Consider the following 16416-nt stretch of genomic DNA (forward strand, 5'->3'; position numbering starts at 1 on the left):
TCCATAATCAATTTCTCTATGCCTAATGTACTCATCATTGACGACAACCCCTCGATTGCCATCGCACTGGAGGTGCTGTTGTCTTTGCACGATATTGCCGCGATCAGCGCGCAATCGCCGGAACAAGGTTTATCGATGCTGGAAAAAAACAACGTCGATTTAGTGATACAGGATATGAACTTTAGTGCGGACACCACCTCTGGTGAAGAGGGCGTAGCCTTGTTCCATCAGATTCGCCAGCATCATCCTGATTTGCCTGTGATTTTGCTCACCGCCTGGACGCATCTGGATGCAGCCGTCGGTTTGATTAAAGCAGGTGCGGCGGATTATTTGGCTAAGCCATGGAACGATCAGCGCCTGATGGCAACGGTAAAAAATCTGATCGAACTGGGGCAAGCTAATCGTGCTTTGCAGCAGCGAGTATTGCGTGAGCGTAAAAATAAACGCGAGCTGGAGCAAAAATATGATCTGCGCAGTTTAGTTTGGCAAGACGCGGCAACTGAGAGAGTCTTGACCATGGCGTGTCAGGTTGCACGCTCAGATGTATCTGTACTGATCACAGGGCCGAATGGTGCTGGCAAAGAGAGAATTGCCGAAATTATTCAAACTAATTCTAGTGTTAAGGACGGTGCTTTTGTTGTGTTGAATTGTGGTGCACTTCCTTCTGAATTGATTGAGGCAGAATTATTCGGTGCGGACGCCGGTGCTTATACTGGCGCCATCAAAGCGCGGGAGGGTAAGTTTGAGGCAGCTGATGGCGGTACCTTATTCTTAGATGAAATTGGTAACTTACCGCTTGCAGGGCAGATGAAGTTATTGCGTGTGTTGGAGACTGGACGTTTTGAACGCCTTGGTTCTAACAAAGAGCGTCAGGTTAAGGTCAGAGTGATCAGTGCGACCAATGCTGATTTAACCGTGATGATTAAAGCGGGAAACTTCAGAGAGGACTTGTATTACCGCCTGAACGTGATTCAGCTCAATTTACCGCCCTTGGCAGATAGACCGGACGATATCATTCCCTTAGCGATGCATTTCTTAAGTCGTGGTGAAAGCGCTGCTAAAACTCTACATCCGTCAGCGCGTACGCTGTTACTGCAATATACCTGGCCAGGCAACGTGCGTGAGCTAAAAAATGTCATGCAAAGAGCGAGTTTGCTTGCCAGTGATTCAGAGCTTAAAGCTAGTGATTTAGGTCTGCCATGCTTATCAGACTTTTCAAACTCGGCACAAGTGCGTGTCAGCGTAGAGGTGGAATTGGATCGTGCCACGATAGAAAAAGCCTTAAGTAAGGCAAACGGCGTGATTGCTCAGGCGGCCATGGAGTTAGGCTTGAGTCGCCAGTCGCTCTACCGGCGCATGGATAGACTTGGTATTAGCAAGGCCGGGTGATCTGAGTGAGGCCTGACGACTCTAAAACTAAGATAGGTTTATCGCTGACAGCCAGATTTACTTTGCTGTCCGTTTTTTTAATCGCGATGAGCATTGCTCTGGTCTATGCGTCGCAGCATTTTTTTCCTAAAGAGTTTGGTCTGACAGTATTACTAGTCGCACTGGTGATGTTGCCGGTTACGGTCATGCTGGTACGTAGCCAGATGCAAGCGATGTTGGCATTATTCCGCGCGCTGAGTGGTACCGTCATTAGCTATCAGGACGGAGATTATTCGTTTGGACTGCATTGGCCGCGGCATGATGAGCTGGCGGATTTGGTGGATGCCCATAATGCGTTGGGTGATGTATTACGCGAGCAGCGGCTGAGTCTGGTTCAGCGTGAGTTGTTGCTGGATACAATGGTACAAAATACGCCGGTGGCAATGCTGCTGGTTGCCGAAAAAGGCCCGATTGTTTTTGCGAATATCGCCGCCAGACAGTTGCTCAACGAGGGTCGTAAGTTAGAAGGCCATACTCTTGATGCGTTGTTAAAGCATCTCTCAGCTTCGTTGCGCGAGGCCATCGATAAAGGTGGCGACGGTTTGTTCACCGTCAATACTAAAGAGGGCCCAAACAGACAAAACGGTGATGACGAGGAGGAGGTGTATCACCTGGCACGCCGTAACTTCAGTTTGAACGGACGGCATCATGAACTACTATTGTTGCGCCACCTGACGGCAGAGTTGCGCCGGCAAGAAGTCCAGACCTGGAAAAAAGTTATCCGCGTCATCAGTCATGAACTGAATAATTCGCTGGCACCGGTTGCCTCACTCGCCAACTCTGGCACAGAGTTATTGCGACGAGGACAAACAGAACGCTTGCCAGAAATTTTATCCACCATAGAAGAGCGTTCCCGCCACCTGGAAAGCTTTATTCAAGGTTATGCGAGTTTTGCCAAATTGCCGACCCCGCGCATAGAAACGACCTCGTGGCAGCCATTTATTTCTCGCTTGCAGTCGCAGATGGATTTCCACCTGACCGGTGAATTACCTGATGAGAAGGTCAGTTTTGATATCGCGCAAATGGAGCAGGCGTTACTCAACCTGTTAAAAAACGCGCATGAATCAGGATCAGCGCCTGAACATGTCAGTTTAGGTGTGCGTCGATTGCACGGCATGATACGCATCGAAGTCATGGATCAGGGCAATGGAATGATCGATACCGTTATGTCAAACGCGCTGGTACCGTTTTATTCGACCAAGCGTAGCGGAACGGGATTGGGCTTGGCGCTGGCGAGAGAAATTATCGAAGCGCATGGCGGTCGCATCTTGCTGCGTAACCGTCCGCGTCCAGCTGGTGGTGTGATCGTGACTTTGGTATTGCCTGCATAATATGGTTATAGTAAGCGATAAAAATAGAGAAATAGGGGGGTATAAGCAATAATATAGGGTATTGTCCAGAGAATCATTGGACGTTAAAAAATACACCGGGGTAGTAATTTTATGAGGGATATGGCAAAAAACGCCAGTTCATCATCCCTGCGCAGGCAGAGAGCCAGCGTCTTTACTGATATTTTTGCTGACCGATGCTAGATGTTCACCCGCACTAGAACGATAAATTGACGGATGTTCAACCAATGAGCCTGATTGAAATTTCAGGCTCAGTGATCAAGTTAGTCATCAAGCTTAGTGACCAAACTCAATGACGAACTTAGTAACGAAGCGCAACGATCAAATCTATGCCGCCACTTTCGCTTCTTGCATCGTCGGATAATCGGTATATCCTTTTTCTTCACCACCGTAGTAGGTCGTGCGATCACCCTGATTGAGTTCTGCGCCTGCTGCAAATCGTGCGACCAGATCTGGATTGGCGATGTAAGGGCGACCAAATGCAACGGCGTCAGACAAACCGCTGGCGATCAAAGCTTCTGCTTCATCGGCGGTGTAGCCACCGCAGCAAATCAATGTGCCTTTGAATGCAGCACGTAATTGCTTACGGAACGCTTCCGTCAACACCGGACCGCCTGCCCAGTCTGGCTCTGCAATATGCAAATAAGCGATGCCACGCTGGGTGAAGGCTGCAGCCAAATACAATGCCATTTCTTCGGCTTCAGTATCAGCAATGCCGTGTGCGACGAAGTGTGGCGAGATGCGAACACCTACGCGGTCAGCGCCGATTTCTGCAATCGCTGCATCGACTGCTTCCAGTGTCAGGCGTGCGCGATTTTCCAGTGAGCCGCCATAGATGTCGGTACGGACATTGCTGTTGGTCGACATGAATTGCTGTAACAAATAACCGTTGGCAGCGTGAACTTCCACCAGATCAAAACCGGCTTGTTTGGCGCGTACTGTCGCAGCACTATATTGCGCAACGATGCCTGGCATTTCTTCCAGCAACAAAGCGCGTGGTGTTTCGGTCGGGACGTTGGCGGGCGTGCCATCTGGTTGCACGACGAAGCACTGACTATTGGCCGCGATGATGGCGGAAGGTGCCACCGGCGCTGCGCCGTTTTCTTGCAACAGCGAGTGTGAAATACGACCGACATGCCAGAGTTGCAGTGCGATCCGGCCACCTTTGTTATGCACGGCATCAACGACTTGCTTCCAGCCGGCTTGTTGTGCGTCGGTATAAATGCCAGGCGTCCAGGCGTAACCTTGGCCTTGACGGGAGATTTGGCTAGCCTCGGTGACGATCAAACCTGCGGTGGCGCGCTGTGCGTAGTACTCAACATTCAGTGCGCGTGGTACGTCACCAGGTTGTCCTGCACGTGAGCGTGTCAATGGCGCCATCACTACGCGGTTATTTAAATGGATGCTGCCGGTTGCTACAGGGGAGAGTAAATGCTTAAGCATGTGTATCCTTTAAGAGTAAATAAAATAGACCAGTCGTCTAGTCTAGAGTAAAAATAAAAGGCAATTACTTGCCTGTCTCGGTTTGATCAGGATTAAAAAACCTGGTCTTTAATATTGCATTAGTCTGATTGTTAAGGCATTTGTAGCGTTTTTAGCGGTTGCAGCATTTGTTGCGTTTGTTTATAGGCTAAGTCCATTGCCTTGATATCGTGGTTAACCTTGGTCAATAATGACGCGCCAACCCACATACCATATAAAGATTCTGCCAGTTGTGCGGCATCTAACTGCTTGGACAAACTACCTTCGGCCTGCGCCTGCTCCAGCACTTGTGCGATTTGTTCGATGATGCGCGTCATGCCCTTGCTCAAAGCGATACGCATCGGCTCTGACAAATCCGCGACTTCAGCGGCTAGTTTTATCGCGAGGCACATGACCTGACACTGACTATTGTCAGCAACTTTGCGCCAGTTGCCAAAGTAAGTTAACAAACGTTCGCGCAAACTGATCGATTCGTTACAAAACAACAAAGCAGAGCAGGCGTGATAATCATCAAAGTAGCGTTCTAGCAACGCAACGCCAAAGCCTTCTTTAGACTGGAAGTAGTGGTAAAAAGAACCTTTAGGCACTTCTGCGCGAGTCAAAATCTCATTCAAGCCGATCGCACTAAAGCCACGCCTCACGATCAGCTCTTGGCCAATGGCGAGTATGCGTTCTCGGGTATCTTGATATTGATCTGATCTGTCCATAACGTAAGATATTATTAGACCAGTCGTCTAGTGTCAAGATATTTGATGTTTTAGTTCATGCCTAGTCACTATATGGTGGTCGCAATGAGGTGTATTACTTATTGTTGGTTTAACCCGAAGGACGCATGCTAATTGAGTCCTCGCAGCATTTTATGCGATAATCTAAATTTCCATGTGGAAATAAAATTACTCTAATGTCTCCCATGTTCAACCATGTTCCGCTGGCTTTCGCTTAACGAAAGCGGGTTAGATCCAACAGAGCACACCGTATGGAAAATAAGCGCTTTGCGTATTATTTTGGTGTCAGGTTTTTTGTTGGAAGCAATAGTAGCCGTTGATAGTTCGCTCAAAGCGATTGCTGTCGGGGCTTATCACGTCTTATGGATTGTGGGCTTGTTTTACCTTGCCTTGAGTATCGGCCTGTTTTATTCAGCGCGCCATGTTGCCTTAAGTGCGGGTGTATTAATCGGCACGGTATATGGCGCTGCGTTTGCTATGCTCAGTTTTATTGATCAATTTGAAATCGCCAAACTCGGTGTGATTTTTATCTACACCACACCCATCATCGCCAGATTATTTTTTAATACCCGATTGGCAGTTGGGTTGATGTTGGTGAATAGCTTGCCGTTTTTGCTGTTACTGAATAATCAACCGATCTTCCATTTTCCTGGTATTAACATCACGCTGCCAGATAGTCATGGCTATGTTCAATCTTTGCTATTCCTATTTTTTAATGTTTGTGTGCCGCTGGCAGTATTTCGCGTCCTACATGCTCTGGATGCATCTGCTGCCCGTCATCGCAAGACCAGTGTCGAGCTTGAGGTTAGCCATGCACAGTATCACGAGATTTTTCAAAATGCGGGAAGTGCGCTGGTATTGACTGATACCAACGGCACAATTTTGCAAGCGAATAATCTGGCGAATGCTTTACTGGGATGTGTGACGGAGGTATCCGCGAATGGCTCTACTATTCTTGGGGCTACTGACAGCAAAGACACCAATGACACCAGAGGCAGCCAATTATTTGACTGGTTGTCTTTAGATAATAGTGTTCGCCTCAAAGTAAACACATCTGCGTCTAGCTCAGCTATTAATAATATCGCTAATGAAGAGGTTGCCAATCTACGTATGTCCGCATACCGGACGCGTGACGGTAAATTGGTCTCGATGGAAAATATTTCTCAGACCAAAAACGAAAACTATATCGTCGCGCTGCGTGATGTTTCGCACTTGTACTCGATGCACAATGCCTTGCAACTGAGTCAGGAGCGTGAGAGCTTTTTGACCAATCACGATACCCTAACCAATTTACCTAACCGCGATATGTTGCGCCAGCATTTGCGGCGTATTCTGGCAAATCCTACGCCAGATAAAGTGACTGCATTAGTCTCGTTTCGCCTGAATAGTATCCGTCATGCGAATCAAAAATTAGGTGTACATTTTGGCGATCAATTACTGCGTCGCTTCGCAGAAGAATTATCCACTGTTCTGCCGCAAGATTGTTTTTGTGCGCGCTTACGCAGTATTGTTTTCTCCTTCGTTGTCGAGCAATACAGTACACCGGGCGATATTATTAAACTGGTCGAGCGTGTGCGACATGCCTTGCCTAAAGAGATTTTGATCGATGGTGAAACTTTGCTGGTTCAGTTTTCAGCAGGTATCGCGCTGGTCAGAACAGACGAGACCGAAGCCGATGATCTGATACGCCGTAGTGAATTGGCGCTAGACACCGCGCGCCGTTCCAGCGAATCGGGTGCGACCTTATTTGATGATGAGGACGAATCAGAAATCCGGCGCAGTATCGAAATTGAAGTCGATATTATTAATGGCCTTAAGCAGCGTGAATTCAGACTGGTATATCAACCCAAGATCACACAAGACGGCAGTCTGGCTGGAGTAGAGGCGCTGATACGCTGGCAGTCCTCCAGCTTGGGAAATGTATCCCCGGTTGAATTTATTCCGATTGCAGAGCGCGCTGGTTTAATCCGCGAGATCAGCAATTTCGTACTCGATAGCGCCTGCTCACAAATCCGGCAATGGCTAGATGAATTTGGCGACAGCCCGGTAGTGGCGGTAAATCTGTCCGCCTCTGATGTGGCGCGTAGCGACTTACTGGAACTGATAGAGCGTACTTGTGCCCAGTATGCGGTGACAGCCCAATATCTGGAATTTGAAATCACAGAAACCGGTTTAATCGCGAACGAATCTCTGGCAGTAGAACATTTAAATGCGCTAAAAGAAAAAGGCTTTGGTATTGCGATAGACGATTTTGGTACTGGCTATTCTTCCTTATCAAAACTCAGCCATTTCCCCGCCCGCAGCGTCAAAATTGATCGTTCGTTTGTTGCGCAGATTGGCAATAATCAAAAAAGTGAAATGATCATCAAAGCGATTGTCTCGCTAGCCAGCATCTTATCTTGTACGACAGTAGCAGAGGGCGTAGAAAACCTCGAACAGGAGCAATTCCTGAAAGATATCGGCTGTGATTATTTCCAGGGATATTTGTATTATCGTCCTTTGGAAGTCGCCGATATGCACTCCTTGCTCGCACAGCAATTCGATATGCCTCGTCAAATTTTAGCTGCTTGTTGATCGTTGATTTACGCTGTTCGCTATTAACTTAGTTGGCTTCCTCATTACTTTTTTAGTTCGTCACAGCGGTTACTTTCTCCTCCTGATTGCCACGTTCCCTCTGCGCAACTTATTAAACACATCATTTAGATCAATGGCTAAATAAGTCCTTGACTTCATTTAGATGATTAGCTAATCTTCAAAACATGAATCAGATATTTAAAGCCCTCTCCGATCCGACTCGCCGTCAGGTACTGGCGCTACTACGCAATGGTCCACAAACGGCAGGCGAGTTAGCGGACTATTTTGACGTGTCCAAACCCACCATGTCAGCCCATTTTTCTATCTTGCGTGAAGCTGATTTGATCGCTTCCTCAAAACAAGGCAAGACCATCGTGTATTGCCTGCAACTCTCGGTACTGGAGGAAGCCTTGCTTGGGTTTGCCCAACTGCTGGGCAGTCAGCTTAAGGCGGACTCATCACCAATGTCACCACCATTAACATCAGCAGCAGTGCCAGATGCTCAATCGCCATCCTCACAAACTGAAGGAAAATGATGAAAACTATCTCCGATCAACCGCTCCGCGCATTCGCCATCCTCATCAGCACATGGGTAGTTTTTGCCAGCGGCTATCTGTGCTACCTCCATCTTGCCCGCCCTTGGCCGTATGTCCTCGCGCTCGCTATCATCGGTATCGCGTGGATCGCTCGTCAGTTGTTACCAACAGGCGCAGCAGTTGGTTCGGCAGGCCAAGTTAATCGTCGCAAAACTACTCAGGCTATAGCGCTGGCCGGCTCACTGCTGGGACTTGCTTTGCTTATACCGTTGGGATGGGCGGATGGATTAGTCAGTCAGTTTGCCGAGCGGAGTAATGGCGTAATGATGGGAGTCATCGTTGTCGTCTTCGCCAACAGCATTCCCAAACAAGTAAGCACAGCACGTGGTCTCGCAATGCGCCGGATTGCAGGCTGGGCTTTGGTAGTTGGTGGCTTGGGATATGCGCTGTCCTGGTTATTTTTGCCGCTAGCCTACGCAAATATCGCAGCACCACTCATACTATTTTTAGGGCTGATGTATGCGCTAGTACGCATCCTCGGAGATCGTGCATTACGTAATGCTGGCGGATGTTGATTTTCTCGCTAAATTAATATACTCCCCTCTATTTTTTTAAAATATGCCTTATTGTCCAGTATTTAATTAGACGACTTATATATACAGAGTGAGAGTATATTGATTTCCAATAGTGTTCTGCTTGTATATCAATCTTATTATTCACCTTGTTAGCCCGGCATTTTGATGAATCACCATAGTAATGATTGTCTGAATCGCCGCCCGAATCACGGAGTCGCTAAATTATTAGTCACTGCTCCAATCTCCACCCAAATCTCCGCCCGGATTCTTAAGATTAAATCCTCCTGACTCCGCGATAGCATTCACTCTCTCTTCATCAATTCTGAAGAAAAATTCAGGACTTCTTAAGTATTTCTTCAGACACACATCGTTAAAATGCAACACCTGAGTTCTGACGTCATTCTCAGGTCAAATACCGCAAATAAACTCTAGGCCAAATTCAAGGCTCAATTCAAAACTTAATGGTTCTGAATTGATTGTGGCTGGTTGTTAACTATGCGTACTCTGCTTGCTCATCTGAGAAGTAGTCCCAAGACAGATCACCGTCTGGATTTCTTCCCGGTAAAAATATACCCAGACTAGCCCCCCTGGTCGTTAAGACCAAAAATCTGCAGCACTGACATTGTCGTGTAAATAAACAATGAGGCAAACCTCAATGAAAATGATAAATCCTATTTCCACGATCACAAAAAATCGTCAACGTCTTACGGTGCTTGTTGCGATGCTTGGTAGCTTTGCGCTGGTGGTTTTGATCGCTGACAAATTGTCCGCCTCTGCTGGTGCAACAACTGCCAAAACATCAGATGAGGAACAAATGATGGTCAGGCAGGGCGATAAAATTAGCGTCCCCGCAAAATCACCTTTGCGATCCCGGCTAGCTGTTTTGCCAGTGGCGACGTCGGCGCCATCGCACATCATCACCGTACCTGCGACGGTGGAGGCGGACCCTTCGTTGACAGTCAATATTTTGCCGCCGTTGACCGGGCGTTTGGTGGAGTTAAAAGTAAAGCTGGGCGATGTTGTTAAACAAGGGCAGGTGCTGGCGCTCATCAGCTCGCCGGATTTGGCACAAGCCTATGCCGATGTTGATAAAGCGCAGGACGGCCTTGAGTTATCGCACAAAGCGCTGGAGCGCGCGCGTGGTGTGAATGCTGCGGGTGGTAATGCCGCCAAAGATTTTGAGCAAGCGACTAGCAATTATGTACAAGCCCAAGCAGAAGCGCGACGTGCTGAAACACGTCTGAAGGTGTTGAATGGCTCCACAAACACGCCCCAAAGCAACGCTGGTAATACCAGCATTACCAGCATTACCAGCAATACCAGCAATACTGGTAATGCTACTGCCATCAACACTCACACCAAAGCCAGTTCCAGATTACTCAGCATCACTGCACCTATCTCAGGAGTGGTCACTACGCTCACTGTAGGCAGTGGCGCCTATCTGAACGACGCTACAGCGAGTTTGATGACCGTTGCTAATCTCAACCAGATTTGGGTCACGGCCAATGTGCCAGAACAATTGGTCTCTTCCGTCGCTAAGGGACAGTCGGCGGATATTAATTTACCCGCTTACCCTAACCAGACGTTTCATGGCACGGTCGCCTTTGTCAGTGCCGTGCTGGAGCCAGACACCAGACGCAATAAAGTGCGCATCAGCTTTGCCAATCAGGATGGCAAGCTCAAGCCGAATATGTTTGCAACGGCTAGTATTTTGCTTACGCAAACTGCGCAAACTATGCAAACTACAAAAACCGGGTCAGCACCTCGAGTACAGGCGTCAGAGCCGACCTCTATTACACCAATTACGATCCCAACCTCGGCTTTGTTAATGAACAATGACGACATCACCGTATTTGTTGAAGTTGCTCCGTGGACGTTTGTCCGTCGTACCGTAGAACTGGGTCATGAAGATAATGACAAGGTGACCATCTTGTCCGGTTTGACTGCAACAGACCGTGTGGTCGTGCGCGGTGGAGTGCTGCTCAATGATTAACCAGCTCATCGCTTTATGTTTCCGGCGACGTCATCTGGCATGGGTGCTGGCGATTGTTATTTCGATGTATGGTTACGTGTCATGGCAAAAAATGGCAGTCGAAGCCTATCCCGATTTAAGCGATGTCACGGTACAGGTTTCTACCCAAGTGCCGGGTCTGGCTGCTGAAGAAATAGAGCAACAAATCACCACGCCACTAGAGCGCGCGCTGAGTAATACGCCAGGCTTAGTCACGATGCGCTCCAGCAGCACGTTCGCATTGTCTTTGATCACTCTTGTGTTTCAGGATGGCGCAGATGATTATTTCGTACGCCAACGTGTGTTGGAGCGTATTGCATCAGTTACGTTACCCGCTGGTGTGCAGCCGGGTCTGGGGCCGGTTTCTGGGCCGGCGGGAGAAATTTTTCGGTATACGCTGGAATCCGATACCAAAAATCTGATGGAGTTATCCGAGATTCAGCGCTGGATCGTGATCCCCGGATTTAAGCAGGTACCCGGCATTGCAGATGTGAATAACTTTGGCGGATTTACCAAACAATTTCAGTTAGAACTTGACCCCACCCAGCTGCAACGCTACAACGTGGTGTTGAATGATGTGGTCACGGCGATCAACGCCAATAGCGCCAATGCAGGCGGTGGCCGGATTGCGCGTGGCGAACAAAGTTATGTCATCCGCGGCATAGGGCAGGTGCATTCGCTGGATGATCTGGCGACGGTTGTGGTCACGCAAAATAACGGTGTTCCGGTACTGCTACGTGATCTTGGTAAGCTGCAATACGGACATCAGGAACGTGAAGGCATTCTGGGTAAAGACAATAATCCAGACACCATAGAAGGCATTGTGCTCATGCTTAAATATGAGAACCCTTCTATGGTCTTGCAAGGCGTGCATGCAAAAGTAGAGCAGCTACGCAAAAAGCTGGAGCCTATGGGTGTCAAGATTGTGCCCTACATTGACCGTGATGATCTGGTCAAACTAACGGTGCATAAAGTCAGCCATACCGTGTTGGAAGGGATAGGTTTAGTCTGCCTGGTACTGATCTTATTTTTGGGTAGTCCACGTAGCGCGGTTGTAGCTGCCGTGGCAATTCCGATCGCGCTGGTCACGGTTTTTATTATTATGGCGGCGACCAAAATGCCCGCTAATTTATTCTCGCTCGGCGCGATTGATTTTGGCATTATTGTCGATGGCGCGATTGTCGTTATGGAGGCGATCTTGCTGCGTCGGGAGAAAAATCCTGATGTTGAATTATCAGAGGAAGATGTCTTGCGCACGACAGGGCAAGTGGCTCGCCCGATTTTTTTTGCGACCTTGATTATTATCGCTGCCTACATCCCCTTATTCGCATTCCAGCGTGCTGAGGGTAAGTTGTTAACACCGATGGCCTACACGGTTTCTTATGCCTTGTTAGGTGCTCTAGTATGCGCACTGGTATTGATCCCGGGACTTGCGTTTACCGCCCTGCGCAAACCGCGCAAAATATTCCATAACCGCCCCTTAGTCTGGCTAACGCAAAGGTATACCAGTCTGTTGCGTCATTCGTTAGAAAATACCTGGATTGCCTACGGCATAGGCGCATTGACGCTGGTGTGCGTCATCATTCTCGGCTCCACAGCGGGACGCGAATTTTTACCTGATATTGATGAGGGAGCGCTATGGCTGCAGGTGCAAGTACCAAGCGGTATTTCTATCGACAAAGCTAATGAGATGGCGAGTGATTTGCGCAGAACTTTAAAAGAGTTTCCGGAAATTTCTTACGTTGTCACACAGCTTGGTCGCAATGATGATGGTACTGATCCGTGGACGCCATCGCACATGGAAATACCCGTCGGATTAAAGCCTTACGATCAGTGGCCCAATGGCGGTAGCAAGGCCGATCTGATCAAACGTCTGAATCAGCGTTTTGCCACTATGCCGGGATTTTCTATCAGCATCAGTCAGCCGATTATTGACGGTGTGAATGACGCGATCGGTGGTGCGCACAGCCCTTTAGTCTTGCGTGTGTATGGTGATGATCTGAGAGAAAATCGTCGTATCGGTAATCAGATTGTCGATATTTTGCAGACGATACGCGGCACTGCCTCGGCATCCTTATTCCAGGAGCCGCCGATACCGCAAGTCGTGATTAAAGTGGATAGAGAACAGGCTGCACGTTACGGTATTAACACAGCAGATATCGCAGCCCTGATACAGACCGGAGTTGGCGGTGCGGCAATCTCATCTGTGTATGTGGGCGATCGTATTTACAATGTGACGGCACGTTTTCCTAAAGCCAGCAAAAACAATCCTGAGTCCTTGGGTAGCCTGACGTTAAACAGCTCAACCGGCGCAAAGATCGCCTTATCGCAAGTTGCCAGCATCAAACTCCAGACCGGAGAAAGCACGATTTCACATGAGGCGAGTGAACGTCAGATCACCGTTCGTATCGATAATCGTGGACGTGATCTAACCTCGTATCTGGCAGAAGCGCAACAAAGGATTGATGCCGAGATCAAAATTAATCCACAGAAAATTCGGCTCGAATGGGCAGGGCAGTTTGAGAATGAACGACGGGCTCACGCAAGGCTAATCGTTATTTTAGGCGTGGTATTGGCGCTCATGTCCGTATTACTGTTCTTCCAGTTTGGAAAAATCCGTCAGGTCATTTTAATCTTGGGTGTGGTGCCAATGGCGACCTTAGGTGGACTGGTTGCCTTGCATGTGACTGGTGAGACTTTAAACGTCGCAACCGCAGTCGGCTTTATTGCCTTGTTTGGAGTGTCGGTACAAAACGGCATCATCATGGTTGCTAACTTCCGCCGTGTACGCGGCCAAGGTCTGCCGCTAAACGATACTGTCATCGCAGGTGCAACCGAGCGCCTGCGCCCGGTCTTGATGACGGCGACTGTCGCTGCCTTTGGCATGCTGCCTGCGGCGCTGGCAACCGGCGTTGGTACGGATGTCCAGCGTGGACTGGCAACCGTAGTCGTCGGTGGTTTGATCGTATCAACCTTACTGACTTTATTTATTCTACCCACTTACTATTTTGCGATGGAACGTCTGTTCGAGAGCAAAACCTGGGGTTTGCGATTAAGGCAGAATCGATAATGAAAAATCTGAACCGGCTCTTGATGAAGCATCCTATGTTTCACAATTTATTTAAAAAACCTGCTGATGTTGTAGAGCACGTCGTGGCAAAAATTGTGAATGAGAATGCAATGAAAAAAATACGAGCATATTGGACGCCCATCCCTGGCTTGCTGCTGTTAACTGGTTGTGCTGTAGGGCCTGATTATGTGCGTCCGGCGACTATGCTGCCGTCGGCTAATATGTCTGGTACTGCATCCGTTCCTACATCAAACGGTAGCGTGAAAAATCCACCGGATAGCGGCATAGATAAAAATCTGGAGGCACAAAAATTTATCCAAAGTGATATTCCCGCTCAGTGGTGGGAGCTATTTCAATCGCCTGCATTAAGTACCTTGGTCTCGGCAAGTCTTAAAAAAAATCCGAATGTAGAAGCAGCGCAGGCCGCTTTGCGTGGCGCGATGGAAAATGTCTATGCGCAGCAAGGCGCGTGGTTCCCATCAGTCGAAGCGTCGTATTTGCCAACACGACAGAAAATTGCCGGTACCCTGGCCAGCCCGGCGTCCTCCGGCGCCAGCTATTACAACTTGCATACGGCACAGGTCAGCGTGTCTTATACCTTAGACGTGTTTGGCGGTAATCGCCGCCAGACCGAGTCTTTGCAGGCGCAGGCAGAGGCACAACGATTTCAGTTGGAGGCCAGCTATTTAACGCTGACGTCTAATGTCGTGATGGCAGCAATTCAAGAGGCTGCTTTACGTGGTCAGATCGCAGCGACCAAAGAAATTATTGCCAGTCAGACTCAGTTGATGAAGATGATTCAACGTCAGTATGCGCTGGGACAAATCGCACAGATTGATGTCGCGGCACAAGAGGCTGCGCTGGCAAATACAGAAGTGGCGTTGCCATCCTTAGAAAAACAATTAGCCCTGCAAAGAGATTTATTAAGTGCGCTTGCCGGGCGCTTGCCGGATGGGTTTGAGAGCGAACCCAAGAGCGGACCCAAGGACAAATCTAATAACGAATATACGTCCGGTCTTGCCACTACGATCTTCACGCTAGACAGCTTGCAACTGCCAGCTGAGTTACCGCTAACGCTACCCGCATCATTGGTCGAGCATAGACCAGATGTCCGCGCTGCGGAGGAGCAATTACATGCCGCCAGTGCCGCGATTGGTGTTGCTGTTGCTAACCGTTTGCCGAATATTAGTTTGGGTGTGAATACCTATGGCTCTGCTGCCAGTTCTATCAGTGATCTGTTTAAAGCGGGTACCGGTTTTTGGACTTTGGCAGGCAATATCACGCAACCTATTTTTGAAGGCGGTACGCTAAAACATCGGCAGGGTGCAGCGCAGGCAGCGTATGATCAAGCGGCTGCGCAATACCGCGCGACTGTGATCATTGCTTTCCAAAATGTGGCGGATGCCTTGATCGCGATACAATCAGATGCGATTGCGCTAAAAGCCGCACAAAGGGCAGAGCGGGCTTCTGCCAAGAGTCTGGCGATTGTTCAGCGGCAGCTGGCATTAGGCGATATCAGTAGCGCAAATGTGTTGAGCAGCGAGCAAGCGTATCAGCAATCCCGGTTAAATTTAGTACAGGCGCAGGCGGCGCGTTTGACAGATACCGTTGCATTGTTCCAGGCCTTAGGTGGCGGCTGGTGGAACAGAAATTCTGCAACGGTGACTAAAGACATGGCAGCATCAAAATAGCGAGGCGCGGATAGCAAGGCCAACATAGCATTGCCAATGCGCTGCCCTCGGTAACAAAATAAGCAAACAAAAAGAGAATGAGACGATATGGAAATTCTGCGTTTTGAAATGGGATCACGTTTTAGCGAGATGACCGTAGTCGATCTTGGTGCCGCTAAATTAATTTATATCGCAGGACAAGTCGCGGAGCATACCTCCTTAGATGTAATGGGACAGACCCGTGAAATTTTGCATTTTATCGATCGTCTGCTGGCCAAAGTAGGCGCTGATAAAACGAATATTGTTTCCGCCAGAATTTATCTAGCATCAGTGGGCGACTATGCCGCGATGAATGATGCCTGGGACACATGGGTAGCGCCGGGCCACGCTCCGGCACGCTCGACCACAGGCGCCAAATTGATTCATCCCGATTACAAGGTAGAGATCGAAATGACGGCGGCTGTTCAGAGCGTTGCTGCTCAGATCATGTAAACAGCGTACAGCCGATGTGACTTTGTCAGAGATCACCAACTATTTCGCCAATACATTTTGATGCTTGTTTAATGAGCAGGCAAGACTTTAACGATATGGGCAAACTTCCCTTTCTCGCAATTCTCTGGCACTAACTCGACTTCATCATCCAATTTTAAGCTCATGGATTCCGGCACTTCAGCGATGGTATTCAAGCCACGACGTGCATGCTGGTAATGTATTTTGGCGAAATGCTTATTGTCGCGCTCTGAGTCCGTGAGTTTTTCCAGACACTCAGGCAAGTTTTTGCGATCAGACTTCGCGTCGTAGAGATTGGTTACCCAGCCATGCTTAAGATTGTCTTTGGCCGCTGGTTCCAGATCAGCTTCATGGCTAAAGACATTTGGCGTACTGATTGCCAGCGCAGCACAGATACTCAGCAAGCAGATCATCAATCTTGGTATGGTGATTTCTTTCTTGGACATCGTATTCTCCTAAGTCAATAAATTGACGGTTAAGTCACTT

General features: G+C 48.6%; 12 protein-coding genes. 9 read left to right on the plus strand and 3 right to left on the minus strand.

Annotated features, from left to right (window positions below; all coding sequences use genetic code 11):
• Positions 1-18 precede the first annotated feature (18 nt).
• Both AAKU61_RS10345 and AAKU61_RS10350 read left to right on the plus strand, forming a co-directional pair.
• On the plus strand, positions 19-1389 hold the full coding sequence (locus AAKU61_RS10345; RefSeq protein ID WP_354331935.1) for a sigma-54-dependent transcriptional regulator: 1371 nt from the start codon (positions 19-21) through the stop codon (positions 1387-1389).
• A gap of 86 nt (positions 1390-1475) precedes the next feature.
• Entirely contained in the window at positions 1476-2759 is a 1284-nt protein-coding gene (locus AAKU61_RS10350) for a sensor histidine kinase (protein WP_354331937.1), read from the plus strand.
• Between the two features lie 345 nt (positions 2760-3104).
• Here AAKU61_RS10350 and AAKU61_RS10355 read toward each other — a convergent pair whose 3' ends face one another.
• Positions 3105-4220, minus strand: coding sequence for an alkene reductase (locus AAKU61_RS10355; protein ID WP_354331939.1), 1116 nt, complete (start codon positions 4218-4220; stop codon positions 3105-3107).
• A 131-nt stretch (positions 4221-4351) separates the two neighbouring features.
• The gene (locus AAKU61_RS10360) at positions 4352-4966 is read right to left on the minus strand and encodes a TetR/AcrR family transcriptional regulator (protein ID WP_354331941.1); all 615 of its coding nucleotides are present in this window, start codon (positions 4964-4966) and stop codon (positions 4352-4354) included.
• Between the two features lie 213 nt (positions 4967-5179).
• Between AAKU61_RS10360 and AAKU61_RS10365 the strand changes: the two genes are divergently transcribed.
• The 7 genes from AAKU61_RS10365 to AAKU61_RS10395 all read left to right on the plus strand — a co-directional run bounded on the left by AAKU61_RS10365 (position 5180) and on the right by AAKU61_RS10395 (position 15912).
• On the plus strand, positions 5180-7558 hold the full coding sequence (locus AAKU61_RS10365; RefSeq protein ID WP_354331943.1) for a putative bifunctional diguanylate cyclase/phosphodiesterase: 2379 nt from the start codon (positions 5180-5182) through the stop codon (positions 7556-7558).
• Positions 7559-7743: 185 nt separating this feature from the next.
• Positions 7744-8094, plus strand: coding sequence for an autorepressor SdpR family transcription factor (locus AAKU61_RS10370; protein ID WP_354331945.1), 351 nt, complete (start codon positions 7744-7746; stop codon positions 8092-8094).
• On the plus strand, positions 8094-8669 hold the full coding sequence (locus tag AAKU61_RS10375) for a hypothetical protein (RefSeq protein ID WP_354331947.1): 576 nt from the start codon (positions 8094-8096) through the stop codon (positions 8667-8669). Before AAKU61_RS10370 ends, AAKU61_RS10375 begins: the two co-directional genes overlap by 1 nt.
• A 655-nt stretch (positions 8670-9324) precedes the next feature.
• A complete protein-coding gene (locus AAKU61_RS10380) occupies positions 9325-10662 on the plus strand; it encodes an efflux RND transporter periplasmic adaptor subunit (protein ID WP_354331949.1) in 1338 nt (445 codons plus the stop codon).
• The gene (locus tag AAKU61_RS10385) at positions 10655-13750 is read left to right on the plus strand and encodes an efflux RND transporter permease subunit (RefSeq protein WP_354331951.1); all 3096 of its coding nucleotides are present in this window, start codon (positions 10655-10657) and stop codon (positions 13748-13750) included. The genes AAKU61_RS10380 and AAKU61_RS10385 overlap by 8 nt, the downstream gene beginning before the upstream one ends.
• Positions 13750-15441, plus strand: a complete 1692-nt coding sequence (locus AAKU61_RS10390) for an efflux transporter outer membrane subunit (protein ID WP_354331953.1) — start codon at positions 13750-13752, stop codon at positions 15439-15441. The genes AAKU61_RS10385 and AAKU61_RS10390 overlap by 1 nt, the downstream gene beginning before the upstream one ends.
• Positions 15442-15528: 87 nt before the next feature.
• The gene (locus AAKU61_RS10395; protein ID WP_354331955.1) at positions 15529-15912 is read left to right on the plus strand and encodes a RidA family protein; all 384 of its coding nucleotides are present in this window, start codon (positions 15529-15531) and stop codon (positions 15910-15912) included.
• A 68-nt stretch (positions 15913-15980) separates the two neighbouring features.
• Here the strand turns inward: AAKU61_RS10395 and AAKU61_RS10400 are convergent, their stop codons facing one another.
• Entirely contained in the window at positions 15981-16376 is a 396-nt protein-coding gene (locus tag AAKU61_RS10400) for a hypothetical protein (RefSeq protein WP_354331957.1), read from the minus strand.
• Positions 16377-16416: the final 40 nt, after the last annotated feature.

This window comes from Undibacterium sp. GrIS 1.2, from assembly GCF_040544435.1.
Lineage (GTDB): Bacteria > Pseudomonadota > Gammaproteobacteria > Burkholderiales > Burkholderiaceae_D > Undibacterium.